Below are 25,353 nucleotides of genomic sequence, written 5' to 3'. Positions count from 1 at the left end.
CGGTCGGTTCCGGCCTGCGACCTCCCAACGCAAAAGGGTAAGACAGTTCTGATGATGAACAAGATTTCCGCCAACGAACTGCCGCAGCCCGCACTTCGTTCCTCCGAACCCGATCAACTTGCCGTCGAAATTCTCGAACGCCTGAAGTACCGCATCGGCAAGGATCCGAAGGTCGCCAAGCCGCATGACTGGCTGACGGCAGCCATCCTCGTGGTGCGTGACCGCATCACCGACAAGTGGATGGATTCGACCCGCCAGACCTACGCGACCGGTGCCAAGCGCGTCTATTATCTCTCGCTCGAGTTCCTCATCGGCCGGCTGATGCGCGATGCCATGACCAATATCGGCCTGATGGAAGAGATGCGTGATGCGCTCGCCTCGCTCGGCGTCGATATCGATATCATCGCATTGCTTGAACCGGACGCGGCTCTCGGCAATGGCGGCCTCGGCCGTCTTGCTGCCTGCTTCATGGAATCGATGGCAACCGTCGACGTGCCCGCCTACGGCTACGGCATTCGCTACATGCACGGCCTGTTCCGCCAGCAGATGGCCGATGGCTGGCAGGTGGAATTGCCGGAGACCTGGCTTGCCCACGGCAACCCCTGGGAATTCGAACGGCGCGAAAGCTCCTATGAGATCGGCTTCGGAGGCATCGTCGAGACCGCCAATGTCGACGAGGAAATCCAGCGTTTCGTCTGGAAGCCGGCCGAGCGCGTCATCGCCACCGCTTTCGACACCCCCGCTGTCGGCTGGCGGGCCAAGCGCGTCAACACGCTCCGGCTCTGGACGGCACAGCCGATCGACCCGATCCTGCTCGACGCCTTCAACGCCGGCGACCACATCGGCGCGCTGCGTGAAAGCAACAAGGCAGAAAGCCTGACCCGGGTGCTCTACCCCGCCGACGCGACGCCGGCTGGCCAGGAACTTCGCCTGCGCCAGGAATATTTCTTCTCGTCCGCATCTCTGCAGGACATCCTGCGCCGCCATCTGCAGCAATATCCTGATTTCACGTCGCTGCCCGATGCCGTCGCGATCCAGCTCAACGACACGCATCCAGCGGTCTCGATCGCCGAACTGATCCGGCTCTTGACTGATCTGCACGGCCTCGATTTCGAACAGGCCTGGGACATCACCCGCCGGACCATTTCGTACACCAACCACACGCTGCTGCCGGAGGCGCTCGAGAGCTGGCCCGTGCCGCTGTTCGAACGGCTGCTCCCGCGCCACATGCAGATCGTCTACGCGATCAACGCCAAGATCCTGATCGAGGCGCGCAAGCAGAAGGGCGCCACCGACCAGGAGATCCGCAACATCTCGCTGATCGACGAAAGCGGCGACCGCCGCGTGCGCATGGGCAACCTTGCCTTTGTCGGCTCGCACTCGATCAACGGCGTGTCGGCGCTGCATACCGAGCTGATGAAGGAAACGGTCTTTGCCGACCTGCACAAGCTCTACCCGGATCGCATCAACAACAAGACCAACGGCATCACCCCGCGCCGCTGGCTGATGCAGTGCAATCCCGGCCTGTTCAACCTGATCCGCGAGGCGATCGGCGACGAGTTCATGGACAATACCGAGGCGCTGCAGGCCCTCGATGCCTTCGCCGACAAGCCGGATTTCCAGGAGCAGTTCGCCGCCGTCAAGCGTGCCAACAAGGTCAAGCTCGCCCAGCTCGTCCAGACCCGTCTCGGCATCCGGCTCGACCCGTCGGCGATGTTCGACATCCAGATCAAGCGCATCCATGAGTACAAGCGACAGCTCTTGAACATCAGCGAGGCGGTGGCGCTTTACGACCAGATCCGCTCGCATCCCGAACTCGACTGGGTGCCGCGCGTGAAACTGTTCGCTGGCAAGGCGGCGCCGAGCTACCACAACGCCAAGCTGATCATCAAGCTGGCCAACGACGTCGCCCGCGTCGTCAACAACGACCCGGCGGTTCGCGGTCTCCTGAAGATCGTCTTCGTGCCCAACTACAACGTCTCACTGGCCGAGATCATTGTGCCGGCCGCCGATCTGTCCGAGCAGATTTCAACGGCGGGAATGGAAGCCTCCGGCACCGGCAACATGAAGTTCGCGCTGAACGGCGCGCTGACGATCGGCACGCTCGACGGCGCCAATGTCGAGATGCGCGACTGGGTCGGCGAGGAGAACATCAAGATCTTCGGCCTGACGGCTGAAGAAGTCACCAACGCCCGCGCCGAAGGCCACAATCCGCGCGCCATCATCGAAGGCTCGCGCGAGCTGTCGCAGGCGCTGCAGGCGATCGCTTCGGGCGTGTTTTCGCCGGATGACCGCAACCGCTTCACCAGCCTCGTCGATGGTCTCTACAATCACGACTGGTTCATGGTCGCGGCCGACTTCGAAGCCTACGCCAAGGCACAGCGCGAGATCGACCAGCTGTGGACGACGCCGTCGGCCTGGTATTCGCAGGCCGTGCGCAACACCGCGCGCATGGGCTGGTTCTCGTCCGATCGCACCATCCGGCAATATGCCGGAGAAATTTGGAGAGCCGGATGACCCCTTCGGCCGGCAAGGACCCGGAACCCGCAGCCCTGCTGTCAATGCCGGCCATAGCGGCCATTCTCACCGGCACGCATGACGATCCCTTTGCCGTTCTCGGTGTGCATCCGGTGGGCAAGACCTACGTCGCCCGCTGTTTCGTTCCGGATGCCGTCAGTGTCGTTGCCGAGACGCTGGCGGGCAAGGAACTCGGAGCCCTCGAGCGGCGCGACGATGCCGGCTTTTTCGAGGGGCCGGTCTCGCTGCGCAAGATCCAGCCGGTGCGCTATCGCGCCCGCAACGATGGCGGCGAGTGGATCGTCGTCGATCCCTACTCCTTCGGCCCGGTGCTCGGGCCGATGGACGATTACTACATTCGCGAAGGCTCGCATCTGCGCCTCTTCGACAAGATGGGCGCCCATCCGATCGACCACGAAGGTGCTCAGGGCTACCATTTCGCCGTCTGGGCTCCGAACGCCAGGCGCGTTTCGGTGGTCGGCCAGTTCAACGACTGGGACGGGCGGCGCCATGTGATGCGGCTTCGCACCGACACCGGCATCTGGGAGATCTTCATCCCCGGCGTCGAGGGCGGCCTTGCCTACAAGTATGAAATCCTCGACCGCCAGGGCACGCTGCTGCCCTTGAAGGCGGACCCTTTCGCGCGCCGCTCCGAGCTTCGCCCCAACACCGCTTCGGTGACGACCCCCGAGATCGCCCAGGTCTGGGAAGACGAGGCGCACCGTGCGCACTGGGCATCGACTGATGCCCGCCGCCAGCCGATCTCGATCTATGAGGTGCATGCCGGCTCGTGGCAGCGCCGCGACAACGGCGACATGCTGTCCTGGGACGAGCTTGCCGACCGGCTGATCCCCTACTGCGTCGACATGGGCTTCACCCATATCGAGTTCCTGCCGATCTCGGAATTCCCCTACGACCCGTCCTGGGGCTACCAGACAACCGGGCTTTATGCACCGACGGCGCGCTTCGGCGAGCCGGAAGGCTTCGCGCGTTTCGTCAACGGCTGCCACAAGGTCGGCCTCGGCGTCATCCTCGATTGGGTGCCGGCGCATTTCCCGACGGACGAGCACGGCTTGCGCTGGTTTGACGGCACCGCACTCTACGAACACGAGGATCCGCGCCAGGGCTTTCATCCTGACTGGAACACGGCGATCTACAATTTCGGCCGGCAGGAAGTGCTGTCCTTCCTCGTCAACAACGCGCTCTATTGGGCGGAAAAATTCCATGTCGACGGCCTGCGTGTCGATGCCGTCGCCTCGATGCTTTATCTCGACTATTCACGCAAGCACGGTGAATGGGTGCCGAACGAATACGGCGGCAACGAGAACCTGGAGGCTGTGCGCTTCCTGCAGACGCTGAACACCGAAGTCTACGGCTCCCACAAGGGCATCCTGACGATCGCCGAGGAATCGACCTCCTGGCCCAAGGTGTCGCACCCGGTCCATGCCGGCGGCCTCGGCTTCGGCTTCAAGTGGAACATGGGTTTCATGCACGACACGCTGCAATACATGTCGCGCGAGCCGATCCACCGCCGCCACCACCACAACGACCTGACCTTCGGTCTGCTCTACGCTTTCAGCGAAAACTTCGTGCTGCCGCTGTCCCATGACGAGGTCGTGCACGGCAAGGGGTCGCTGATCGCCAAGATGACCGGCGACGACTGGCAGAAGTTCGCCAACCTGCGCGCCTACTACGGTTTCATGTGGGGCTATCCCGGCAAGAAGCTGCTGTTCATGGGACAGGAATTTGCGCAATGGCGCGAATGGTCGGAGGAGCGCGCGCTCGACTGGAATTTGCTCGAATATCATCTGCACGAGGGCATGCGGCGACTGGTGCGCGACCTCAACGGCACCTATCGCTCCAAGCCGGCGCTGCATGCGCGCGACTGCGAAAGCGACGGCTTCGAATGGCTGATCGCCGACGACCGCGACAATTCGGTCTTTGCCTGGTTGCGCAGGGCGCCCGGTGAAAAACTCGTCGCCGTCATCACCAATTTCACACCCGTCTATCGGGAAAACTACACGATCCCGCTTCCCGTTGCGGGTCGCTGGAAGGAAATCTTGAACACCGACGCGGAAATCTATGGGGGGAGTGGCAAGGGCAACGGCGGCGCCGTTCAGGCACAGAAGGACAAGACAGGAGCAATAACAGCCACCATCACCTTGCCGCCCTTGGCAACATTGATGCTGGAGCAGGAATAGAGCCTTTCCAGGAGCCGTCCCGAGCGGTTTTGCTGGAAGTGTGTCAAGAAATTTCGAGGGCCGCAAGGCGTCGCAAAGGTCGCCGTGACGATCCCGAGGAACAATCAATTTGGGGAGGACAAATGGTGGAAAAGCGTACGCAACCCTTGGCCCGTGATGCCATGGCCTATGTTCTCGCTGGCGGCCGCGGCAGCCGTCTGAAGGAATTGACCGACCGCCGGGCGAAGCCGGCCGTCTATTTCGGCGGCAAGGCTCGCATCATCGACTTCGCCCTCTCCAACGCGCTGAATTCCGGCATTCGCCGCATCGGCGTCGCCACCCAGTACAAGGCGCACTCGCTGATCCGCCATCTGCAGCGCGGCTGGAACTTCTTCCGCCCCGAGCGAAACGAAAGCTTCGACATTCTGCCGGCAAGCCAGCGCGTTTCGGAAACGCAGTGGTACGAAGGCACCGCCGACGCGGTTTACCAGAACATCGACATCATCGAGGATCACGGCGTCGAATACATGGTCATCCTCGCGGGCGACCATATCTACAAGATGGACTACGAATTGATGCTGCAGCAGCACGTCGATTCCGGCGCCGACGTCACCATCGGCTGCCTTGAAGTGCCGCGCATGGAAGCAACCGGTTTCGGCGTCATGCATGTCGATGACAAGGATCGTATCATCGCCTTCGTCGAAAAACCGGCCGACCCGCCGGGCATTCCCGGTAATCCCGGCATGGCGCTTGCCTCGATGGGCATCTACGTCTTCCACACCAAGTTCCTGATGGACGTGTTGCGGCGCGACGCCGCCGATCCGAAATCGAGCCGCGACTTCGGGAAGGACATCATCCCCTATATCGTCGACAACGGTAAGGCCGTCGCCCACCGCTTCAACCAGTCCTGCGTCCGCTCTGATTTCGAACGCGAGGCCTATTGGCGCGACGTCGGCACGATCGATGCCTATTGGCAGGCCAATATCGATCTCACCCATGTGACACCGGAACTCGACATCTACGACAGCACCTGGCCGATCTGGACCTTTGCCGAGATCAAGCCGCCGGCAAAGTTCGTGCACGATGACGAGAACCGCCGCGGCTCGGCGACCTCCTCGCTGGTGTCGGGCGACTGCATCATCTCGGGCGCTGCTCTCAATCGCAGCCTGCTTTTCACCGGCGTCAGAGTAAATTCATATTCGCGACTGGAAAATGCCGTCATCCTGCCCGATGTGAAGATCGGTCGCCGCACGCTGCTCAGCAACGTGGTGATCGACAGCCGGGTGGTCATTCCGGAGGGCCTCGTCGTCGGAGAAGATCCGGAGCTGGATGCCAAGCGCTTCCGCCGTTCGGAAAACGGCGTTTGCCTGATCACCCAAACGATGATCGACAAGCTGGGAATGTAGGTCCGCCGCTGATGAACATCCTCTCCGTTGCGTCCGAAGTGTATCCGCTGGTCAAGACCGGGGGGCTCGCCGATGTCGTCGGCGCCCTGCCGGCCGCACTCTCGCCGCACGGTATCCGCACCCGTACGCTCGTACCCGGCTATCCCGCGGTGCTGCAGAAGCTGAAGAAGAAAAAGAAGGTCGGCAGTTTCGCCAACCTGTTCGGCAACCCGGCCACGGTCCTCGCAGCCGAGGTTGACGGGCTCGATCTCCTGGTGCTCGATCTGCCCGCACTCTACGATCGCGACGGCGGACCCTATGTCGACGCCACCGGCCGCGATTACATCGACAACTTCCGCCGCTTCGCCGCGCTGTCGCTGGCCGCAGCCGAAATCGCCGCCGGCGATGTCGTCGCCGGTTTCAAGCCCGATATCGTCCATGTGCACGACTGGCAGACGGCGCTGACGCCGGTCTATATGCGCTTCGGCCCCGCGGCTTCGACGCCGACCGTGATGACGATCCACAACATCGCCTTCCAGGGACAGTTCGGGCCGGAAGTGTTCGCGCAGTTGGCGCTTCCGCCGGAAGCCTTCTCGATGCAATTCGTCGAGTATTACGGCGATGTCGGCTTCCTCAAGGGCGGCCTGCAGACGGCAAGCGCGATCACCACGGTTAGCCCATCCTATGCGCAGGAGATCCTAACGCCGGAGTTCGGCATGGGTCTCGAAGGCCTGCTGAAGAGCAGGCTTTCCGACCTTTCCGGCATCGTCAACGGCATCGACGCCGATGTCTGGAACCCCGCGAGCGACCCGTTGATCGCCCAGCATTTCAGCACAACGACCTTGAAGCAGCGTGGCCCCAACCGTCGGGCGCTCGAAGAGCGCTTCGGGTTGGAACAGGGCAATGGCCCGATCTTCTGCGTCATCAGCCGGCTCACCTGGCAGAAGGGAATGGATCTGCTCGCCGAGGTTACCGATGAGATCGTGGCGATGGGCGGCAAACTCATCGTTCTCGGCTCCGGCGACACGGCACTCGAAGGCGCGCTTCTTGCCGCCGCCTCTCGCCATCGTGGTCATGTGGGCATGGTCACCGGCTATAACGAGCCACTGTCGCACCTGATGCAGGCGGGATCGGACGCAATCCTCATACCGTCGCGCTTCGAGCCCTGCGGGCTGACCCAGCTCTACGGCCTGCGCTACGGCTGCGTGCCGGTGGTCGCCCGAACCGGCGGCCTGGCCGATACCATTATCGACGCGAACGAAGCGGGTCTGTCGGCCAAGGTCGCGACCGGTTTCCAGTTCACGCCTGTGACCGCCGACGGGTTGCGTCTTGCGATCCGGCGCGTCTTCCGTGCATACAACGAACCGAAAGTCTGGGCGCGTCTGCAGACCCAGGGCATGAAATCGGACGTTTCCTGGGCCAGAAGTGCCGAGCGTTACGTCTCTCTATATTCCGGTCTTCTCGGGAAAGGCTAAATCAGAATGATAAGAACAGTCACCACCACGCCCTATGGCGACCAGAAGCCCGGTACATCGGGCCTGCGCAAGAAGGTACCGGTGTTCCAGCAGAAGAACTATGCCGAGAACTTCATCCAGTCGATCTTCGACGCGCTCGAAGGCTTTGCCGGCCAGACCCTGGTGATCGGCGGCGACGGCCGCTACTACAACCGCGAAGTCATCCAGATCGCCATCAAGATGGCGGCCGCCAATGGCTTCGGTCGCGTGCTCGTCGGCCGCGGCGGCATCCTGTCGACGCCGGCCGCCTCCAACGTCATCCGCAAATACGAGGCCTTCGGCGGCATCGTGCTCTCGGCCAGCCACAATCCCGGAGGCCCCACCGAAGACTTCGGCATCAAGTACAATATCGGCAATGGCGGCCCGGCACCCGAAAAGGTCACCGACGCGATCTATGCCCGCAGCCAGGTAATCGACACCTACAAGATTTCCGATGTCCCCGACGTCAACCTCGATGCCGAGAGCTCGCAGGAGATCGACGGCATGACGGTTACCGTCATCGACCCGGTGTCCGACTACGCCACGCTGATGGAAAGCCTGTTCGACTTCGACGCCATCCGCAAGCTGATCTCGGGCGGCTTCCGCGTCGTCTTCGATGCGATGAGCGCCGTTACCGGCCCCTACGCCAAGGAGATCATCGAAAAGCGTCTGGGCGCGCCGAAGGGCTCGGTGATGAACTTCATTCCGCTGCCGGACTTCGGCGGCCATCACCCGGACCCGAACCTCGTGCACGCCCGCGCGCTGTACGAAACGATGATGGCGCCTGACGCGCCCGATTTCGGCGCAGCCTCCGACGGCGACGGCGACCGCAACCTCGTCATCGGCCGCGGCATCTTCATCACCCCGTCCGATAGCCTAGCGATGCTGGCAGCCAATGCGCATCTGGCGCCGGGCTACGCCAAGGGCCTCGCCGGTATCGCCCGCTCGATGCCGACGAGCGGCGCCGCCGACCGGGTCGCCGAAAAGCTCGGCATCGGCCTCTACGAGACGCCCACCGGCTGGAAGTTCTTCGGCAATCTTCTCGATGAAGGCATGGCGACGATCTGCGGCGAGGAAAGTGCCGGAACCGGCTCCAACCACGTGCGCGAAAAGGACGGCCTCTGGGCGGTTCTGCTCTGGCTCAACATCCTTGCCGTGCGCAAGGAAAGTGCGCTCGACATCGCGCGCAAGCACTGGGCGACCTACGGCCGCAACTACTATTCGCGCCACGACTACGAGGAAGTGGACAGCGATGCCGCCAACGGCCTGGTGGCAGCGCTTCGCGACCAGCTCGCGACCCTGCCCGGAAAATCCTTCGGCGCGCTCAAGGTCGCGACCGCCGACGACTTTTCCTATCACGATCCGGTCGACCAATCCGTCAGCAAGAACCAGGGCATCCGCATCCTGTTCGAGGGCGGATCGCGTGTCGTCTTCCGCCTGTCGGGCACCGGCACCTCGGGCGCGACGCTGCGCGTCTACATCGAGCGCTTCGAGCCTGACCCGGCCCGACACGACATCGACACCCAGGAGGCGCTCGCCGACCTCATCCTGGTTGCCGACGAGATCGCCGCCATCAAGACCCGCACCGGCCGCACCGAGCCGAGCGTCATCACCTGAGGGAGCGCCCATCTGGGCGCCCGACGACCTGACATCGCAAAAACCGAGGGGTGCCTGATTGATGCCGACCGCCGCACTGCCACCCCTCGGCGCCACCATAACCCCTGATGGCACGCGTTTTGCCGTCTGCTCACGTTATGCGGCGCGCATCGACCTCTGCCTGTTCGACAAGGCGGGCGAAACGGCATTGCGCCAGCTGCCGATGACGCGTGACGGCGATGTGCACAGCCTTGTTGTTGCCGATGCTCCGAAGGGAACCCGCTACGGTTTCCGCGCCGATGGCGTCTATTCCCCCGATCATGGCCTCTGGTTCGATCCGTCGAAACTGCTCGTCGATCCCTATGCCGTCGAACTCGATAGACCATTCCGGCACGATCCGAGGCTGACCATTTTCGGCGAGGACACCGCAAACCTTGTGCCGAAGGCGATCGTCACCGATGTCAAGGCCGTCAAGCCGAAGCCGCCGATTTTCAAGGCGGGCGGGCTCATCTACGAGATCGCCGTCAAACCTTTCACCGCACTGCGCCAAGACATTCCCGAGGCCAAGCGCGGTACCGTTGCAGCGCTTGCCGAGCCTGTGATCATCGAGCATCTGAAGCGGCTGGGCGTCGCCGCCGTCGAACTGATGCCGATCGTCGCCTGGATCGACGAGCGCCACCTGCCGCCACTCGGCCTCACCAATGGCTGGGGTTACAATCCGGTAGCCCCCATGGCCCTCGATCCGCGATTGGTTCCGGGCGGCCTCAAGGAACTTCGCCAGACCGTCGAGACGCTGCGCAAGGCCGGCATCGGCGTCATCCTCGATCTGGTCTTCAACCATTCCGGTGAAAGCGACCGGCTCGGCACGACGTTGTCGATGCGCGGGCTCGACAACCTCACCTACTATCGCCACGCCATCGACAGACCAGGCGATCTCATCAACGACACCGGCTGCGGCAACACCATCGCCTGCGACCACCCGGTGGTTGAGACGCTGATCCTCGACAGCCTGCGCCACTTCGTGCTCGCCACCGGTGTCGACGGTTTCCGTTTCGACCTCGCCTCGATCCTCGGCCGCGACATGGCCGGGTTCCATCGCGATGCGCCGCTATTCCAGGCGATCCATGCCGACCCAGCGCTTGCCGATCGCGTGCTGATCGCCGAGCCCTGGGATGTCGGGCCTGGTGGCTACCAGCTCGGCAATTTTCCCGCTCCGTTTCTCGAATGGAACGACCGGGCGCGTGACGATCTCAGGCTGTACTGGCGCGGCGACCGGCATGTGATCGGCGCGCTTGCGACAGCCCTTGCGGGCTCATCCGACACGTTCTCCCGCTGGGGCGACGCCGGCACGCGCACCGTCAACTTCATCGCCGCCCATGATGGTTTTACCCTTGCCGACATTGTTGCCTTCGCCGGCAAGCACAATGAAGCAAACGGCGAAGAGAACCGCGACGGGCACAACGAGAACCATTCCTGGAACAATGGCGCGGAGGGGGCGACGACCGACCCCGAGATTCTGGCCGCGCGCCGGCACGATGTCATGGCCCTGCTCGGCACACTGTTTGCGTCCCGCGGCACGATCATGCTGACCGCCGGTGACGAAGGCGGGCGCAGCCAGCGCGGCAACAACAATGCCTATTGCCAGGACAATGCCATCACCTGGATCGACTGGGACGCCATGGATGAGGCGCTGGTCGCCCACACCGCCGCGCTTTCGGCGCTGAGAAACCGTTTCGGCGTCTTCGGCGAGACGGCATTCTTCACCGGCAAGGGCGATGTCGAATGGCTGCGCCTCGACGGCCATCCGATGGTGGTGACCCACTGGGAGCATCCGGCAACGGACAATCTGATGATGGTGCTTGCAACGCGCGACGGCAAGAAAAAGCGGCCGACGCGGCTTGCCGTCGTCGTCAATCGCAGCCACGCGCCGCACCCGATCCACCTGCCCGAAAGCCTCGACGGACAGTGGCAGGATGCGCTTTCCCGCGAACTCCCGCCCACCTTCGTCCCTCCTCGCTCCGTTTCCTTCTTCGTCGAAAATTTCTGAACTATTCCGACCACTTGCTAGAACTCACCCGACCGTCCTATAGATTCGTCGGGGGACAACTTTCAGGACAGCCACATGCTGAAGGATATTTCACTTGCCGAAATCAGACCGCTGGTCGGCACCGAGGTAGGTGTCTCCGACTGGATCACGGTCACGCAGGAAACGATCGACAAGTTCGCCGAGGCAACCGGCGATTATCAGTATATCCACGTCGATCCGGAGCGCGCCGCAGCCGAAACTCCGTTCGGCGGCACGATCGCCCATGGCTTCCTGTCGCTGTCGCTGCTGTCGGCGATGAACTACAGTTGCCTTCCGAAGATCCGCGAACAGACGTTGGGCATCAACTACGGCTTCGAGAAGGTGCGCTTCATCGCCCCGGTCAAGTCCGGCGCCCGCGTGCGCGGACATTTCACCATGGCAGACGCGCGCTTTCGCGGCGGCAGCATGCTGATGATCACCTATGATGTCAGCGTCGAGATCGAAGGCGAGCGCAAGCCGGCGCTGACAGCCACCTGGCAGACGATCATCCAGTTCGACCCCAAGGACCGCCCCGCCGATGTCTGAGGCGAAGGCAACCGAGCAAGCCGTACGCGACGCATTTCGCGACCAGGCGAAGTCCTGTGACGGGCTCGGCTCCCCCTTCACGGCGCGGCTCTGCCGCCTGATCGCCGATCGGCTCAAGGCCGACACGCCTGTCGGTGTCCATGTGCTCGGCTGGCAGGGAGACCCGACATCCGCTGGCGATTCCGTTGCGTTGCGCCTCTGCGGCGCGCTGCACGCACTTGTGCGCACGGGCAGGGACGGTCGGTTGCAGGCAAGTTATCCGCCGATCCAGCTGGACGACGAGACACTCTGGCCAGTGGTGGACGATGCCATTCGGCACGAGGCCGAATTCATTCTCGACTGGCTGCAGTCGGCACCGCAGACCAACGAGGTTCGCCGCTCCAGCGCACTGCTTGCCGGTTTCCTGACGCTTGCAGATTTGTTCGGCAAACCGCTGGTGCTGTCGGAAGTCGGCGCCAGCGCCGGTCTCAACCTCCATTGGGATCGCTATCGCTACCGGCTGGGCGATACCGCCTGGGGCGATCCGGCATCACGCGTGGTCATCGAACCGCGCTGGACCGGCCCGAATCCACCCACAACAGAGATCGCTGTGGTTGGCCGCGCCGGGTGCGATCTCAACCCGCTCGACCCCGCGTCGGAACAGGATCGCCTGCGCCTGCTCTCCTACATCTGGGCAGACCAGCAGGATCGGCTCGACCGCACCGGCTTTGCCTTTGAGACGGCAGCAGCCCGCCCTGAACGCGTCGTGCGCGCCGACGCCATCGACTGGCTGAGACCGCGGCTCGCACAGCATTTTCCCGGCGCCGTTCATGTCGTCTATCACACGATTGCCTGGCAGTATTTTCCGAAGGCGTCACAGGACGAAGGCGAGGCTCTGATTGCCGAGGCCGGCAGAAACGCAACGCCGGACGCTCCATTTGCACGCCTGCAGATGGAAGCCGACGGACAGACACCCGGCGCGGCGCTCAGTCTGCAGATCTGGCCGTCCGGCGACAAGCATCTCATCGGCCGCGCGGACTTTCATGGTCGCTGGGTCGAGTGGACCGGATGGCCGACCATTTGATCATCGAACCGGCCGACGCGCGCTTTGCCGCGGACTTCGCGGCATGCGACTTCTCTTTCGTGGTGACATCGGAAACCGTAGCTCCTTTCGATGGACCAGGGCTCAGCGGCACCAGGCCGGTGGACGCTTATCGCAAGACCTATGACACGGACCCGGCCGACCTCATGGAAGCGGCGGCAGAACGTGATGCCGCACTCTTTGTCTCCCGCGCCGAAGGCCGATTGCTCGGTTACATCGCATTGTCCAAGAGCTGGAATGGCTATGCCGAGATCGACGATATTGCCGTCGATGCCTCGGCGCGCCGTTTGGGCGTTGCCGCCGCGATGGTGGATCAGGCCGTCCAATGGGCAAAAGACCGCAGACTGCCGGGACTGCGGCTCGAAACCCAATCCAACAACGTTGCGGCCTGCCGCTTCTACGCACGCTATGGGTTCGAATTGGCCGGCTACGATCGCTACCTCTATACGGCACTCACGCCGGGCACGCGCGAGGTTGCGCTCTATTGGTACCTTCGGTTCGACGCCGATTAGAAAGTTGATCGGCTAGGGCAACCCTTTGCAGAGATTGTGGCGCCGCGCGCCGAAATTGACGCGCAAGGGACCCCGTAACGCTCTAGACCTGCTGCAACAGCTGACTAAAACGTAATCACATGGCGGATGACCTTGCCCTGATCGAGCAGGTCGAAGGCCTCGTTGATCTCCTCAAGCGGCCCGGTGCTCGACAGCAATCTGTCGACCGGCAGCTTGCCGCGTCGATAAAGCCCGACGAAGCGCGGAATGTCGCGGCTCGGCACGCAGCTTCCCATGTAGCTGCCACGAACGATGCGCTCTTCGGCGACCAGGCTGACGGCGGGAATGGCGATCTGGCTGGACGGATGCGCAAGACCAGCGGATGCGGTTGCACCGCCGCGACGGGTGATGCGATAAGCAAGCTCGAACGCCTTGACCGAGCCGGCCGCCTCCAACGCGTGATCGACGCCGCCTGATGTCGCCGCGCGGATCGCGTCGGCCACATCGGGATCGGTGGCGACAAACGTGTCCGTCGCACCGAGGGACCGTGCCAGTGCCAATTTTTGCTCGGAGAGATCGACGGCCACGACGCGTTCGGCACCGGACGCCACCGCTCCGAGCACTGCGGCAAGCCCGACGCCACCGAGCCCGACGACGGCGACCGACTGGCCGGCCTGCACACGACAAGTGTTGACGATCGCACCGACGCCCGTCAGCACAGCACAGCCGAAAAGCGCCGCCTCGACCAGCGGCAGGTCGGCGTCGACCTTGACCGCGGAATGGCGCGAGACCACCGCATAGTCGGCAAAGCCGGAAACGCCGAGATGATGGTGAACCGGAACAGCGTCGCAATGGATGCGTCGCTCTCCGGAAAGCAGCGTTCCCTTGCCATTGGCCTCGGCCCCGGGAATGCACAGCGCAGGGCGGCCTTCCGCGCAGGGCAGACAGTGGCCGCAACTCGGCATGAAGCTCATCACGACCCGATCGCCGCGCTTGAGGTCGCGCACCGCGCTGCCGACGGCTTCGACTGTGCCTGCCGCCTCATGGCCGAGCGCCATCGGCACGGGCCGTGGCCTGTCGCCGTTGATGACGGAAAGGTCGGAATGGCAGAGGCCGGCAGCGCCGATGCGCACCAGCAGTTCGTCCGGGCCTGGCGGATCAAGATCGACAGTCTCGATGGAAAGCGGTCGCGTCGTGGCATAGGGCCGTTCGGCCGGTGCGTGCCGGAGCACCGCTGCACGTGTTTTCAAAGCATCCTCCCGCTTGCATCAGGGGGCAGCTTAGCCGCCGGAGATCTCCGGCGGCAAGATTGCATTGCAGGCCTGTCGATCGACATTGCCGATCGACGGGCGCACCCGGAAGCTGCCGAAGCTAGTGGCCGGCGTCCGCAGCGCCCTCGGACAGCATGCCGAAGACGTAAGGCGAGAAAGACCGCCAGCATTCGACGCGGAAGGTATCCTCGGCGATGCGCAGGAGCACGATTTCCACCTTGCCGAAAATGGTGCGCGAGCAGGCGCCGACCGGGAAGATCGCCAGCGACAGGTCCTGCGGGCAGCCGCTGTTGATGGCCACTTCCGCACCCGGACCGCTGACGATGACGGCGACGTTGCGATGGGAGACGTCGACAGCCGAATGCAGCGTGCCGCTCTTGGCGGCCGCGACCATCAGATCGCCTTCACTCTCGTCGATGACAAGCCACTCGTCCGGCCCGAGCCAGAGCGCATGGCGCTTGCCCTTCGAAGTCGAGGTCTTCGGTCGCGTCGGCAGGGTGACGCCGAGGGCCGCCGAGAGACCGGGCAGCGCATCGGCGCCGGCCCTTAGCGACAGTCGTGAAGCGGCGGGTGCCGGCGTCAGGACCACTTCGGAAAAACCGCCGCGGGCAGTAAGAGCGCTCTTGCGGGTTGCAGTTGCCAGATCAGCCATGGAGGCGACCCCCTTCCTTGTCAAAGAACACCATGTCGCTCACCTCGACAGCAATCGTCCTGTCGGCCATCGGCACGTAGAGCGTCTGGCCGAGGCGCGCGCGGCCGCCGGCAACGACGGCGAGCGCAATCGAGCGGCCGCAGTTTTCCGACCAGTAGGACGAGGTCACGTGGCCGAGCATCGTCATCGGCTTCGGCTGGTTCGGATCGGCGACGATCTGTGCGCCCTCCTCCAGCACCACGTTCGGATCCTTGGTCAGGAGCCCGACGAGCTGCTTGCGACCGTCCTTGACCAGATCCGGACGCTTGAGACCGCGAATGCCGACGAAATCGGCCTTCTTTTTCGAGACTGCCCAGGACAGAGCGGCATCATCGGGCGTCAACGTCCCGTCGGTATCCTGGCCGACGATGATGTAGCCCTTCTCGGCGCGCAGCACGTGCATGGTCTCGGTGCCGTAGGCGCAGGCGCCCATCGGCTCGGCCCGTTCCCAGATCGCTTCCCATACCGCCTGGCCATAATCGGCCGGCACATTGACTTCGAAGCCGAGCTCGCCGGTGAACGACATGCGGAACAGCCGTGTCGGCACGCCGCAGATCTTGCCCTCGGCCACGCTCATATGCGGGAAGGCCTCGTTGGAAAGATCGATACCCTCGACCAGAGGGGCGATGATCTCGCGTGCCTTCGGTCCCTGCACGGCGATCACGGCCCATTGTTCCGTCGTCGACGTCAGCCAGACCTTCAGGTGCGGGAATTCGGTCTGCAGGTAATCTTCCATGTGGTTCATGACCCGCGGCGCGCCGCCGGTGGTCGTCGTTACGTGGAAGCGGTCCTCAGCCAGCCTGCCGACCACGCCGTCGTCATAGACGAAGCCGTCATCGCGCAACATGATGCCGTAGCGGCAGCGGCCGGGCTTCAGCGTATCCCAGGCGTTGGTGTACATCAGGTTGAGGAACTGAGCCGCATCCGGGCCGACCACTTCGATCTTGCCGAGAGTCGAGGCGTCGAACAGGCCGGCGACCTCGCGTACGGTCTTGCATTCGCGCGCGACCGCCTCATGCATGCCCTCACCCGCCTTCGGATAGAACCAGGCACGCTTCCAGTTGCCGACATCCTCGAACGCGGCGCCGTGCGCCTCCTCCCAGGCATGAACAGGCGTCTTGCGGGCCGGGTCGAACAGGCTGCCACGCGAGTGGTTGACGATCGCGCCGAAGGTGACCGGCGTGTAGGGCTGGCGGAAGGTCGTCAAACCGACCTGGGGGATGTCCTTGCCGAGCGCTTCGGCGGCGATGGCAAGGCCATGCATGTTGGACAGCTTGCCCTGGTCCGACGCCATGCCGTTGGTGGTGAAGCGCTTGATGTGCTCGATCGAATGCATGCCTTCGCGCACCGCAAGCCGGATATCCTTGGCGCAGACATCGTGCTGGAAGTCGATGAAGGCCTTGACGCTGGTATCGGGGCCTGCGCCTTCGGCAGCGCCGATCATGCCACCGGTCCAGCTGAAGGCATTGTCGCCGTGCAGCGTCACCTGGGCACCGCCTTCGGCGCCTGCCGCCCGTGCGGTCAGCTCGCCGGCGGCCAGCGCCTCGTCGATCGTTGCCTGCAGGTCGTCGGTGCCGTTGCAGGCGCCGATCGACAGGCAATCCTGCAGATAGGTCCCCGGCAGGAAGCGCTGCGTTGCCGCGTCGAATTTCACCTTGCCGCGCGATTGCGAGAACAGGTGCACCGATGGCGTCCAGCCGGAGGAAACCAGCAGCGCATCGACCGCGATCTTGCGCGCCGATCCGCCGCCGTTGCGGGCGACGCTGATCGACGATACGCGCAACTTGCCGCCGGCATTGACGACGGAGTGACCGGTGAGCACCTCGATCCCGAGGCGACGGGCTTCCGCCAGCACTGCTTCGCCGGGGTTGTCACGGCAATCGACGATGGCGGGAACGGCGACACCGGCGCGCTTCAGATCGAAGGCCGCCTCATAGGCGGAATCATGCGCGGTGTAGACCCCGACCTTGGAGCCGACGGCAACGCCGTAGTGGTTGAGATAGGTGCGGCCGGCCGAAGCGAGCATGATGCCCGGACGGTCGTTGTTGGCAAACACCATGTGGCGCTCGATCGAGCCATTGGCGAGGATCACCTTCTTGGCACGCACCTGCCACAGCCGTTCGCGCGGCAGCGCCTTGTCGAGGGCGGACAGATGGTCCGTCACCCTTTCGACGAGGCCGACGAAATTGTGGTTGTAGTAGCCGAAGCCGGTGGTGCGGGTGAGCACCGTGACGTTGTCCATTGCGGCGAGCGTCTTTACCGTCGACTGCGCCCAGTCCCAGCCGTCCTTGCCGTCGATCGTCGTACCGCTTTCATAGCGCAGCGCGCCGCCGACTTCCGGCTGTTCGTCGCAGAGGATCACCTTGGCGCCTGCCTTGGCGGCGGCAAGCGCTGCCGAGAGGCCCGCGACGCCGGCGCCGATCACCAGCACGTCGCAGTGAGCGTAGCGGCTGGCATAGTGATCCGGATCCGCTTCCGTTGGCGCCACGCCGAGACCGGCCGCGCGGCGGATGAAGGGTTCGTAGATCTTGTGCCACGCAGCTTTCGGCCACATGAAGGTCTTGTAGTAGAAGCCGGCGGCAAAGAACGGCGACAGCAGATCGTTGAACCCGCCGACGTCGAAGGCAAGCGACGGCCAGCGGTTCTGCGATTCCACCTTCATGCCGTCGAAGACTTCCTGCACCGTTGCCCGCACGTTCGGCTGGCGACGGGCTGCATCGCGCGAAACGTCGAGCAGCGCGTTCGGCTCTTCGGCACCGGCCGAAAGAATGCCGCGCGGACGGTGATACTTGAACGACCGGCCGACGAGATGAATGCCGTTGGCAAGCAATGCGGAGGCGACGGTGTCGCCTTCAAGGGCTGTCAGCGTGCGTCCGTCGAAGGTGAAGCGGGCGGTGCGCGCCGGCGTCAGACGGCCGGCACCTGTAATACGATTGGCGCCGCTCATCGTGCCGCTCCCTTGTCCTGCTCGCCCTTTAGAATGGCGGTCACATCGGGCTTCGGTTCGCCCGCCTTGTAGGTGGTATAGAAGCGGTCGCTCACCGTATCGCGCGCGGCATTGAAGAACCGGCCGCAGCCATGGATATGGCGCCAGCGTTCGAAGATCAGGCCCTTGGGGTTCTGACGCAGGAAGAAGAATTCCTCGAACTCCTCGTCGCTGATCTCGGCAATGTTGGTGGGACGGACGATATGGGCGTCACCGGCATTGCGGAATTCGAGCTCGGAACGCTCTTCTTCGCAATAGGGGCAATAGATCAGAAGCATCTCGAAATCCTTGGCAATCAGTGCGCAACGGCGGCAGCGGCCGCCTCGTCGATCAGTCGGCCGGTGCGGAAGCGGTCGAGCGTCAGCCCGGCGGCCAGCCGATGCGGTTCGCCCCTCGCGATGAGGTGCGCAAACAGGTTGGCCGAGCCCGGCGTCGCCTTGAAGCCGCCCGTGCCCCAGCCGGCATTGAGGAACAGCCCCGGAACCGGGGTGATGCCCTGGATCGGCGAACGGTCCTGTGTCACATCGACGATGCCGCCCCACTGTCGCATCATCTTGACGCGGCGGAACATCGGGAAGAGCTCGCAGATCGCATCCAGCGTATGGGTGATGATCTGCAGGCCGCCCGTCTGGGAATAGGAATTGTACTGGTCGGTGCCGGCGCCGATGACGAGCTCACCCTTGTCGGACTGCGAGATATAGGCGTGCACCGAGTTCGACATGACGACGCAGGGGAACATCGGCTTCAGAGGCTCGGAGACCAGCGCCTGCAGCGGCTGGCTCTGCAGCGGCACGCGAACGTCGGCCATTTCCATCAGCACAGACGAGTGGCCGGCGGCAGAAACGCCGATCTTCCTGGCACCGATGAAGCCGCGATTGGTGTCGACACCGGTCACCCGGCCGGTCTCGTCGCGGCGGATGCCGGTCACTTCGCAATTCTGGATGATGTGCACGCCGCGGTCGGACGCGCCGCGGGCGTAGCCCCAGGCAACCGCATCGTGCCGCGCCGTGCCGCCACGCCGCTGAAGCGCGGCACCGTTGATCGGGTAACGGGCGTTCTTGGCAATATCGAGCGGCGGGCAGTAGGCCTTGGCCTGTTCCGGCGTCAGCCACTCATTGTCGATGCCATAGAGGCGGTTGGCATTGATATGGCGCTTGAACGACTGCTGGTCGTGGATGTTGTGCGACAGCATCATGACGCCGCGCGGCGAATACATGACGTTGTAGTTGAGATCCTGCGACAGGTTTTCCCAGAGCTTCAGCGAATGCTCGTAGATGTCCATGCTCTCTTCATAGAGATAGTTGGACCGGATGATCGTGGTGTTGCGGCCGGTGTTGCCGCCACCGATCCAACCCTTTTCGAGCACCGCGACATTGGTGATGCCGTGCTCCTTGGCAAGATAGTAGGCAGCGCCCAGCCCATGGCCGCCGCCGCCAATGATGATCACATCATAGTCCTTGCGGGGCTCGGGCGAGGCCCATTGCGGACCCCATCCCTTGTGGCCGCGCAAAGCCTCGCGCGCCACGGCAAAAACAGAATATTTGCGCATCCGCCTGTTACTCCATGAACCCCGGTGATCATTCTCGTTGGCGTTAGAAATCGCAAATCCGACGCCTGCGCAACGTTTCTTTTGCGACGCAAACGGGCGGACTTGCGCGGAGTTGCGACATCGCCGCAATCCGTCGATTGCCGCTCGATGATACACATAGCGGCCCACCATTGCGGATTTTTCAGCACAGCCTCATGTCCTCGCTGGACTTTCCACTGACGATCTGGTATCCGCACCTTCAATCGTCGAGCTTTCGGCTCAGCGAACGTAGCTTTTTTTGCCTCCGACACCTGACGTGAGGCAACAACTCGAAACAACCAAAGGAACGGGATTTCACGTGCAGGTACTTGTCCGCGATAACAATGTTGACCAGGCGCTCCGCGCTCTCAAGAAGAAGATGCAGCGCGAAGGCATTTTCCGCGAAATGAAGATGCGTGATTTCTACGAAAAGCCGTCCCAGAAGCGCGCCCGCGAAAAGGCTGAAGCCGTTCGCCGCGTTCGCAAGCTGGCGCGCAAGCGTGCACAGCGCGAAGGCGTCGTGGCCCGTTAATTTGTCGATTTTTCGACACTTTTCGATCTAAGTCGTGGCGGGGGCGAAATATCGCCGCCGCCTTTCTTTTGGTATGGACATCTTTTCCGTCGTCAGGCTAGCGTGACAGTCGCAGCCGGCAACGGTGGCCGGTCGCGGTGTTTAGCGCCGGACGGTTTGCCGCAGGCCCTCGTAGCCTCGGCTGTGGGGCCCCGCGAAATTCGCCGGCCTCCTTGAACGGGAAGCCGATGGCTTTCGGACCTAGTCGCATTGAGGGATCGACCTTTGACACTTGCTGCCATGACTGCGGACGTCGCCGGTTTCACCACCCAAGAGGCGCGCCGCCGCCACCAGCGCAAGCCGAAGCTTGCGGCCATCTTCCTGCTCGGATCGGCACTGCTTCTTTCCGCATGCACCACCGACGGCCCTGAATCGATGGCCAAGGTCGAGCGCGAGCAGGGCTCGCAGGGGAACATCGCATCGCTGTCGAGCGTGATCGCCTCCAACCCGAGCGACCCCGAAGGTTATAATGTCCGTGGCTCCGCCTACGGCCGCGCCGGCGAGTACCGCCGCGCTCTTGCCGATTTCGACCAGGCGATCCAGCTCAACCCGCGCTTCTACCAGGCCTTTGCCAACCGGGCGCTCGTTCAACGCAACATGGGCAACACTCAGGCAGCCCTTACCGACTACAACATGGCGCTGCAGCTGAACGCCAACTACGACGTCGCCTATATCGGCCGCGGCAATCTTTATCGCCAGGCAGGCCAGCTCGATTCCGCCTTCAACGATTTCAACAAGGCCATCCAGCTCGACACCACCGACCCGCGCGCCTACCACAATCGCGGCCTGATCTATCAGGCACGCAACCAGCACGGCCAGGCCATCGAAGACTTCTCGACGGCGATCTCGCTGTCGCCGAGCTCGCCGGAGCCCTATAACGGCCGCGGCATTTCCTACGTCGCCCAGGGCGACGACGACAACGCCTTCTCCGACTTCAACACCGCCATCACGCTTGATGGCAAGGTTGCCGAATCCTGGGCAAACCAGGCGCTGGTCTACGAGCGCAAGGGCGACAAGACCAAGGCCGCAAAGTCCTACTCGCATGCCCTGCAGCTCGATCCGAAATACGAGCCGGCGCGCGCAGGCCTTGCCCGGGTGAAAGCTTCCTAAGAAGCAAAGCCGCTTCTCCTTCTTCAACGCCCGCGACCCGTTCGCGGGCGTTTTCGTTTGTCCGCAGCGGCAATGGGCCCTGCGAAAACGAGCGGAACCTTCCCGGCCACCATCCGTTTGCTCAGGGAATGAAAAACGGAGACTGAGCCATGATCAAGAAGACCTTCATCGCGACACTGGCCCTGGCAGCCCTTTGCGCCGGGCCGTCCGCAGCCCAGAACTATGTCGCGCTCGGCCGCCTCGTCTGCGGTTCGGACGGTGGCACGGGCATGATCGTCACCTCGACGAAGAACCTGCTTTGCACCTTCAAGCCCGCCAACGGCGCGCCTGCCGCAAGCTATGCGGGCACCATTCGCAAGATCGGCATCGATATCGGCAAGACCGGTAAAAGCACCATGGTCTGGGATGTGCTGGCCAAGACCGGCACGCCGGTGAGCGAATATGCACTTGCCGGCGAGTATTACGGTATCGGCGCCGATGCGAGCCTCGCCGTTGGCGGCGGCGCAAAGGTGATCGGCGGCGGCACCAACAAGGCCTTCATGCTGCAGCCGGTCAATGTGCAGGTCCAGGAAGGACTGAACATCGCGATCGGCGTCGATGAACTGACACTCGCTCCTGCGGGTTGACAGTCGCTCTGACGAAATGCCGACGAGATGATCATCGTCGGCAAGCGTCGAGCTGTCCGGAAGGCTGAATTGTGCAGTGACATGCCCGCTTGTCGGCAGTTCGACGCACCCAACGAAAACGCCCGCCAATTTGGCGGGCGTTTTCTATTCCAACGTGGCTGACGGCCGATTAGGCGTGCAGCGCCTTGACGATGTCTTCCGTCACCTTCTTGGCGTCGCCGAGCAGCATCATGGTGCCGTCCTTGTAGAACAGCGTATTGTCGATACCGGCGTAACCGGAGCCGAGCGAGCGCTTGACGAACAGGCAGGTCTTGGCCTTGTCGACGTCGAGGATCGGCATGCCGTAGATCGGCGACGACGGGTCGTCGCGGGCTGCCGGGTTGGTGACGTCGTTGGCGCCGATGACGTAGGCGACATCCGCCTGGGCGAATTCCGAGTTGATGTCTTCGAGCTCGAACACTTCGTCATAGGGAACGTTCGCTTCCGCGAGCAGCACGTTCATGTGACCGGGCATACGACCGGCAACCGGGTGGATCGCGTATTTCACGTCGACGCCTGCCGCTTTCAGCTGGTCACCGAGTTCGCGCAGCGCATGCTGCGCCTGGGCGACGGCCATGCCGTAGCCCGGAACGATGATCACCTTGGACGCATTGGCCATCAGGAACGCCGCATCGTCGGCGGCACCCTGCTTGACAGTGCGCTGAACGCCGTCGTCGACAGCGGCTGCCGCTGCCTCGCCGCCGAAGCCGCCGAGGATGACCGAGATGAACGACCGGTTCATGCCCTTGCACATGATGTATGACAGGATCGCACCGGACGAGCCGACAAGCGCGCCGGTGATGATCAGCGCCAGGTTGCCGAGCGTGAAGCCGATGCCGGCCGCAGCCCAACCCGAATAGGAGTTGAGCATCGACACGACCACCGGCATGTCGGCGCCGCCGATCGGGACGATGATCAGGACACCGAGCGCCAGCGACAAGACGACGATCAGCCAGAACACGGTGGTGCTCTGGGTGAAGACCAGCAGGATCACCAGGACGACGAGCGCGATCGCCAGGCCGGCATTGACGAAGTGACGGCCGGTCAACATGATCGGCTTTCCGGACATGCGGCCGTCGAGCTTCAGGAAGGCGATGATCGAACCGGTAAAGGTGATCGCGCCGATGGCGACGCCGAGCGACATTTCGACCAGCGCCTGGGCGTGGATGTCACCGACAGTGCCGATGCCGAAACTTTCCGGCGCGTACATCGCCGCAGCCGCGACCATGACTGCCGCGAGGCCGACAAGCGAGTGGAAGGCGGCAACCAGCTGCGGCATCGACGTCATGGCGATGCGCCGCGCGATCACCGCGCCGGCACCGCCGCCGATGGCAAGGCCGAGCACGATCAAGAGGAAGCCACCGAAGGTGGGCTTGGCCAGCAGCAGCGTGGTGACGATGGCAATGCCCATGCCGACCATGCCGTAGGTGTTGCCCTTGCGGCTGGTGGCCGGGTGCGACAGGCCGCGGAGCGCCGTGATGAAGAGCACGCCCGAGACGAGATAGAGGAAGGCTGCGAAGTTAGCGTTCATCGGCCGGCCTCACTTGTCTTTTTTCTTGTACATGGCGAGCATGCGCTGGGTGACCAGGAAGCCGCCAAAGATGTTGACCGAGGCGAGCACGAGCGCGATGAAGCCGAAACCCGTCGCAAGCCCGGAGGCCGAGATGCCGACCGCGAGCAGTGCGCCGACGACGATGACCGAGGAGATCGCGTTGGTGACCGCCATCAACGGCGTGTGCAGGGCCGGCGTTACCGACCAGACAACGTAGTAGCCGACGAAGATCGACAGAACGAAGATCGCCAGGCGAAAGACGAACGGATCGATCGCGCCGCCGGTGGCGCCGTGCGCGAGCGCGCCGGCTGCTTCCGCCGTTTCGGGCAGGTTCAGCGCTGCCTGCTGGACGGCGGCAACCGCCTTGTCGAGCGCATCGAGCGCTTTTTCCAATGCTTCGTTGGCCATCAAAGATCCCCCTTCTTCTTCGGCTCGAAATTCGCGTTGACGATGGCGCCGCCATGGGTGAGCGCCGTCGCCTTGACGAGCTCGTCTTCCATGTTGAGTGCCAGCGCCTTGGTTTCCTTGGAGACCATGGTCTCGAGGAAGGTCACGAGGTTCTTGGCATAGAGTCCGGAAGCCGATGCCGCGATCCGGCCAGGCACGTTGAGGTGGCCGACGACCTTGACGCCTTCGACATCGGCAACCTTGCCGGCTTCGGCGCCCTCGACATTGCCGCCGCGCTCGACGGCGAGGTCGACCGCGACGGAACCGGGCTTCATGGCCTTCAGCATCTCGCGCGTGACGAGGCGCGGCGCCGGACGGCCCGGGATCAGCGCCGTGGTGATGACGATGTCCTGCTTGGCGATGTGCTCGGCAACGAGCGCCGCCTGCTTGGCCTGGTACTCCTTGGACATTTCCTTGGCGTAGCCGCCGGCGGTTTCGGCCGCCTTGAATTCCTCGTCCTCGACGGCGATGAACTTGGCGCCGAGCGAGGCCACCTGCTCCTTGGCGGCGGGACGCACGTCGGTCGCTGAAACCACGGCGCCGAGACGGCGCGCCGTCGCGATCGCCTGCAGGCCGGCGACGCCTGCGCCCATGACGAAGACCTTCGCCGCCGGAACCGTGCCGGCCGCCGTCATCATCATCGGCAGCGCCCGGTCATATTCGTAGGCTGCATCGATCACCGCCTGATAGCCGGCAAGGTTCGCCTGGCTCGACAGAACGTCCATCGACTGGGCGCGAGTGATACGCGGCATCAGCTCCATGGCAAAGGCGCTGAGGCCGGCCTTGGCCATTTCGGCGACAGCATCCTCGTTGCCGTAGGGATCCATGATGGCGATGACGATGGCACCGGATTTGTAACCGGCGATCTCCGCGCTGTTCGGCCGGCGGACCCTGAGGACGACATCTGCCGTCTTCGCATCGGCAATCGCACCGATCCTGGCCCCGACCTTCTCGTATTCCGCATCCGGAATGCGCGACAGAAACCCGGCGCCGGCCTCGACAACGACGTCGAAGCCCAGCCCCTTCAGTTTCTTCACGCTATCCGGCGATGCCGCGACGCGACCCTCGTTCGGATCCGTTTCCTTGGCGATAAAGACAATTTCGCTCACAAGTCCCCTCCCTGGCCGCAACCGAGCCAA

General features: G+C 63.5%; 20 protein-coding genes. 12 read left to right on the top strand and 8 right to left on the bottom strand.

From position 1 onward, the window contains the following. Positions 1 to 54 precede the first annotated feature (54 nt). The 9 genes from BLJAPNOD_RS05875 to BLJAPNOD_RS05835 all read left to right on the top strand — a co-directional run bounded on the left by BLJAPNOD_RS05875 (position 55) and on the right by BLJAPNOD_RS05835 (position 13,375). Entirely contained in the window at positions 55 to 2,517 is a 2,463-nt protein-coding gene (locus tag BLJAPNOD_RS05875) for a glycogen/starch/alpha-glucan phosphorylase (protein ID WP_199565982.1), read from the top strand. Next, positions 2,514 to 4,718, top strand: a complete 2,205-nt coding sequence (gene glgB / locus BLJAPNOD_RS05870) for a 1,4-alpha-glucan branching protein GlgB (RefSeq protein WP_115419212.1) — start codon at positions 2,514 to 2,516, stop codon at positions 4,716 to 4,718. The genes BLJAPNOD_RS05875 and glgB overlap by 4 nt, the downstream gene beginning before the upstream one ends. Positions 4,719 to 4,840: 122 nt before the next feature. Then, complete coding sequence (glgC, locus tag BLJAPNOD_RS05865; RefSeq protein ID WP_077500543.1) at positions 4,841 to 6,103, top strand: glucose-1-phosphate adenylyltransferase; 1,263 nt, start codon at positions 4,841 to 4,843, stop codon at positions 6,101 to 6,103. Positions 6,104 to 6,114: 11 nt separating this feature from the next. Beyond that, the gene (glgA, locus tag BLJAPNOD_RS05860) at positions 6,115 to 7,557 is read left to right on the top strand and encodes a glycogen synthase GlgA (protein ID WP_115419211.1); all 1,443 of its coding nucleotides are present in this window, start codon (positions 6,115 to 6,117) and stop codon (positions 7,555 to 7,557) included. 6 nt (positions 7,558 to 7,563) lie between these two features. After that, on the top strand, positions 7,564 to 9,192 hold the full coding sequence (locus tag BLJAPNOD_RS05855) for an alpha-D-glucose phosphate-specific phosphoglucomutase (RefSeq protein WP_115419210.1): 1,629 nt from the start codon (positions 7,564 to 7,566) through the stop codon (positions 9,190 to 9,192). Positions 9,193 to 9,253: 61 nt separating this feature from the next. Continuing rightward, on the top strand, positions 9,254 to 11,218 hold the full coding sequence (gene glgX / locus BLJAPNOD_RS05850; protein WP_115419209.1) for a glycogen debranching protein GlgX: 1,965 nt from the start codon (positions 9,254 to 9,256) through the stop codon (positions 11,216 to 11,218). A gap of 75 nt (positions 11,219 to 11,293) precedes the next feature. After that, positions 11,294 to 11,782, top strand: a complete 489-nt coding sequence (locus BLJAPNOD_RS05845; protein WP_077500535.1) for a MaoC family dehydratase — start codon at positions 11,294 to 11,296, stop codon at positions 11,780 to 11,782. Next, positions 11,775 to 12,845, top strand: a complete 1,071-nt coding sequence (locus BLJAPNOD_RS05840) for a DUF2332 family protein (RefSeq protein ID WP_115419208.1) — start codon at positions 11,775 to 11,777, stop codon at positions 12,843 to 12,845. Before BLJAPNOD_RS05845 ends, BLJAPNOD_RS05840 begins: the two co-directional genes overlap by 8 nt. Continuing rightward, positions 12,830 to 13,375: a GNAT family N-acetyltransferase gene (locus BLJAPNOD_RS05835; RefSeq protein WP_115419207.1), complete on the top strand. Its 546-nt coding sequence runs from the start codon at positions 12,830 to 12,832 to the stop codon at positions 13,373 to 13,375. The genes BLJAPNOD_RS05840 and BLJAPNOD_RS05835 overlap by 16 nt, the downstream gene beginning before the upstream one ends. A 104-nt stretch (positions 13,376 to 13,479) precedes the next feature. Here the strand turns inward: BLJAPNOD_RS05835 and BLJAPNOD_RS05830 are convergent, their stop codons facing one another. The 5 genes from BLJAPNOD_RS05830 to BLJAPNOD_RS05810 all read right to left on the bottom strand — a co-directional run bounded on the left by BLJAPNOD_RS05830 (position 13,480) and on the right by BLJAPNOD_RS05810 (position 19,851). After that, on the bottom strand, positions 13,480 to 14,604 hold the full coding sequence (locus BLJAPNOD_RS05830) for a zinc-dependent alcohol dehydrogenase family protein (RefSeq protein ID WP_115419206.1): 1,125 nt from the start codon (positions 14,602 to 14,604) through the stop codon (positions 13,480 to 13,482). A 121-nt stretch (positions 14,605 to 14,725) separates the two neighbouring features. After that, a complete protein-coding gene (locus tag BLJAPNOD_RS05825) occupies positions 14,726 to 15,277 on the bottom strand; it encodes a sarcosine oxidase subunit gamma (protein ID WP_077500527.1) in 552 nt (183 codons plus the stop codon). Continuing rightward, positions 15,270 to 18,263: a sarcosine oxidase subunit alpha gene (locus BLJAPNOD_RS05820; protein WP_115419205.1), complete on the bottom strand. Its 2,994-nt coding sequence runs from the start codon at positions 18,261 to 18,263 to the stop codon at positions 15,270 to 15,272. The genes BLJAPNOD_RS05825 and BLJAPNOD_RS05820 overlap by 8 nt, the downstream gene beginning before the upstream one ends. Next, positions 18,260 to 18,580, bottom strand: a complete 321-nt coding sequence (locus tag BLJAPNOD_RS05815) for a sarcosine oxidase subunit delta (RefSeq protein ID WP_115419204.1) — start codon at positions 18,578 to 18,580, stop codon at positions 18,260 to 18,262. Before BLJAPNOD_RS05815 ends, BLJAPNOD_RS05820 begins: the two co-directional genes overlap by 4 nt. 17 nt (positions 18,581 to 18,597) lie before the next feature. Next, positions 18,598 to 19,851 carry a sarcosine oxidase subunit beta family protein gene (locus BLJAPNOD_RS05810; RefSeq protein WP_077500521.1) on the bottom strand — a complete coding sequence of 418 codons (1,254 nt, stop codon included), beginning with the start codon at positions 19,849 to 19,851 and terminating at the stop codon, positions 18,598 to 18,600. Between the two features lie 337 nt (positions 19,852 to 20,188). Between BLJAPNOD_RS05810 and rpsU the strand changes: the two genes are divergently transcribed. From rpsU to BLJAPNOD_RS05790, 3 genes are all read left to right on the top strand, one after another. Beyond that, the gene (gene rpsU / locus BLJAPNOD_RS05800; protein WP_077500520.1) at positions 20,189 to 20,401 is read left to right on the top strand and encodes a 30S ribosomal protein S21; all 213 of its coding nucleotides are present in this window, start codon (positions 20,189 to 20,191) and stop codon (positions 20,399 to 20,401) included. A 264-nt stretch (positions 20,402 to 20,665) separates the two neighbouring features. Then, positions 20,666 to 21,550, top strand: coding sequence for a tetratricopeptide repeat protein (locus tag BLJAPNOD_RS05795; RefSeq protein WP_115419203.1), 885 nt, complete (start codon positions 20,666 to 20,668; stop codon positions 21,548 to 21,550). A gap of 149 nt (positions 21,551 to 21,699) precedes the next feature. Next, positions 21,700 to 22,176: a DUF992 domain-containing protein gene (locus BLJAPNOD_RS05790; protein ID WP_077500516.1), complete on the top strand. Its 477-nt coding sequence runs from the start codon at positions 21,700 to 21,702 to the stop codon at positions 22,174 to 22,176. A 169-nt stretch (positions 22,177 to 22,345) separates the two neighbouring features. Here BLJAPNOD_RS05790 and BLJAPNOD_RS05785 read toward each other — a convergent pair whose 3' ends face one another. Genes BLJAPNOD_RS05785 through BLJAPNOD_RS05775 form a run of 3 tightly spaced genes read right to left on the bottom strand, consistent with a single transcriptional unit; the run spans position 22,346 to position 25,323 of the window. Continuing rightward, a complete protein-coding gene (locus tag BLJAPNOD_RS05785; RefSeq protein WP_115419202.1) occupies positions 22,346 to 23,746 on the bottom strand; it encodes an NAD(P)(+) transhydrogenase (Re/Si-specific) subunit beta in 1,401 nt (466 codons plus the stop codon). A gap of 9 nt (positions 23,747 to 23,755) precedes the next feature. Next, the gene (locus BLJAPNOD_RS05780) at positions 23,756 to 24,175 is read right to left on the bottom strand and encodes a proton-translocating transhydrogenase family protein (RefSeq protein ID WP_077500512.1); all 420 of its coding nucleotides are present in this window, start codon (positions 24,173 to 24,175) and stop codon (positions 23,756 to 23,758) included. Beyond that, the gene (locus BLJAPNOD_RS05775; RefSeq protein WP_077500510.1) at positions 24,175 to 25,323 is read right to left on the bottom strand and encodes a Re/Si-specific NAD(P)(+) transhydrogenase subunit alpha; all 1,149 of its coding nucleotides are present in this window, start codon (positions 25,321 to 25,323) and stop codon (positions 24,175 to 24,177) included. Before BLJAPNOD_RS05775 ends, BLJAPNOD_RS05780 begins: the two co-directional genes overlap by 1 nt. Positions 25,324 to 25,353: the final 30 nt, after the last annotated feature.

The organism is Ensifer sp. M14, assembly GCF_003355565.1.
Classification (GTDB): Bacteria; Pseudomonadota; Alphaproteobacteria; order Rhizobiales; family Rhizobiaceae; genus Ensifer.
This window is presented reverse-complemented; position numbering and strand designations above follow the sequence as displayed.

Coding starts and splice junctions, on each gene's coding strand:
- BLJAPNOD_RS05845 (WP_077500535.1), top strand. CDS start 11,294: ATGCTGAAGGATATTTCACTTGCCGAAATCAGACCGCTGGTCGGCACC.
- BLJAPNOD_RS05875 (WP_199565982.1), top strand. CDS start 55: ATGAACAAGATTTCCGCCAACGAACTGCCGCAGCCCGCACTTCGTTCC.
- BLJAPNOD_RS05840 (WP_115419208.1), top strand. CDS start 11,775: ATGTCTGAGGCGAAGGCAACCGAGCAAGCCGTACGCGACGCATTTCGC.
- glgC (WP_077500543.1), top strand. CDS start 4,841: ATGGTGGAAAAGCGTACGCAACCCTTGGCCCGTGATGCCATGGCCTAT.
- BLJAPNOD_RS05835 (WP_115419207.1), top strand. CDS start 12,830: ATGGCCGACCATTTGATCATCGAACCGGCCGACGCGCGCTTTGCCGCG.
- BLJAPNOD_RS05820 (WP_115419205.1), bottom strand. CDS start 18,263: ATGAGCGGCGCCAATCGTATTACAGGTGCCGGCCGTCTGACGCCGGCG.
- BLJAPNOD_RS05815 (WP_115419204.1), bottom strand. CDS start 18,580: ATGCTTCTGATCTATTGCCCCTATTGCGAAGAAGAGCGTTCCGAGCTC.
- BLJAPNOD_RS05855 (WP_115419210.1), top strand. CDS start 7,564: ATGATAAGAACAGTCACCACCACGCCCTATGGCGACCAGAAGCCCGGT.
- glgB (WP_115419212.1), top strand. CDS start 2,514: ATGACCCCTTCGGCCGGCAAGGACCCGGAACCCGCAGCCCTGCTGTCA.
- glgX (WP_115419209.1), top strand. CDS start 9,254: ATGCCGACCGCCGCACTGCCACCCCTCGGCGCCACCATAACCCCTGAT.
- BLJAPNOD_RS05785 (WP_115419202.1), bottom strand. CDS start 23,746: ATGAACGCTAACTTCGCAGCCTTCCTCTATCTCGTCTCGGGCGTGCTC.
- BLJAPNOD_RS05825 (WP_077500527.1), bottom strand. CDS start 15,277: ATGGCTGATCTGGCAACTGCAACCCGCAAGAGCGCTCTTACTGCCCGC.
- BLJAPNOD_RS05810 (WP_077500521.1), bottom strand. CDS start 19,851: ATGCGCAAATATTCTGTTTTTGCCGTGGCGCGCGAGGCTTTGCGCGGC.
- BLJAPNOD_RS05780 (WP_077500512.1), bottom strand. CDS start 24,175: ATGGCCAACGAAGCATTGGAAAAAGCGCTCGATGCGCTCGACAAGGCG.
- BLJAPNOD_RS05790 (WP_077500516.1), top strand. CDS start 21,700: ATGATCAAGAAGACCTTCATCGCGACACTGGCCCTGGCAGCCCTTTGC.
- glgA (WP_115419211.1), top strand. CDS start 6,115: ATGAACATCCTCTCCGTTGCGTCCGAAGTGTATCCGCTGGTCAAGACC.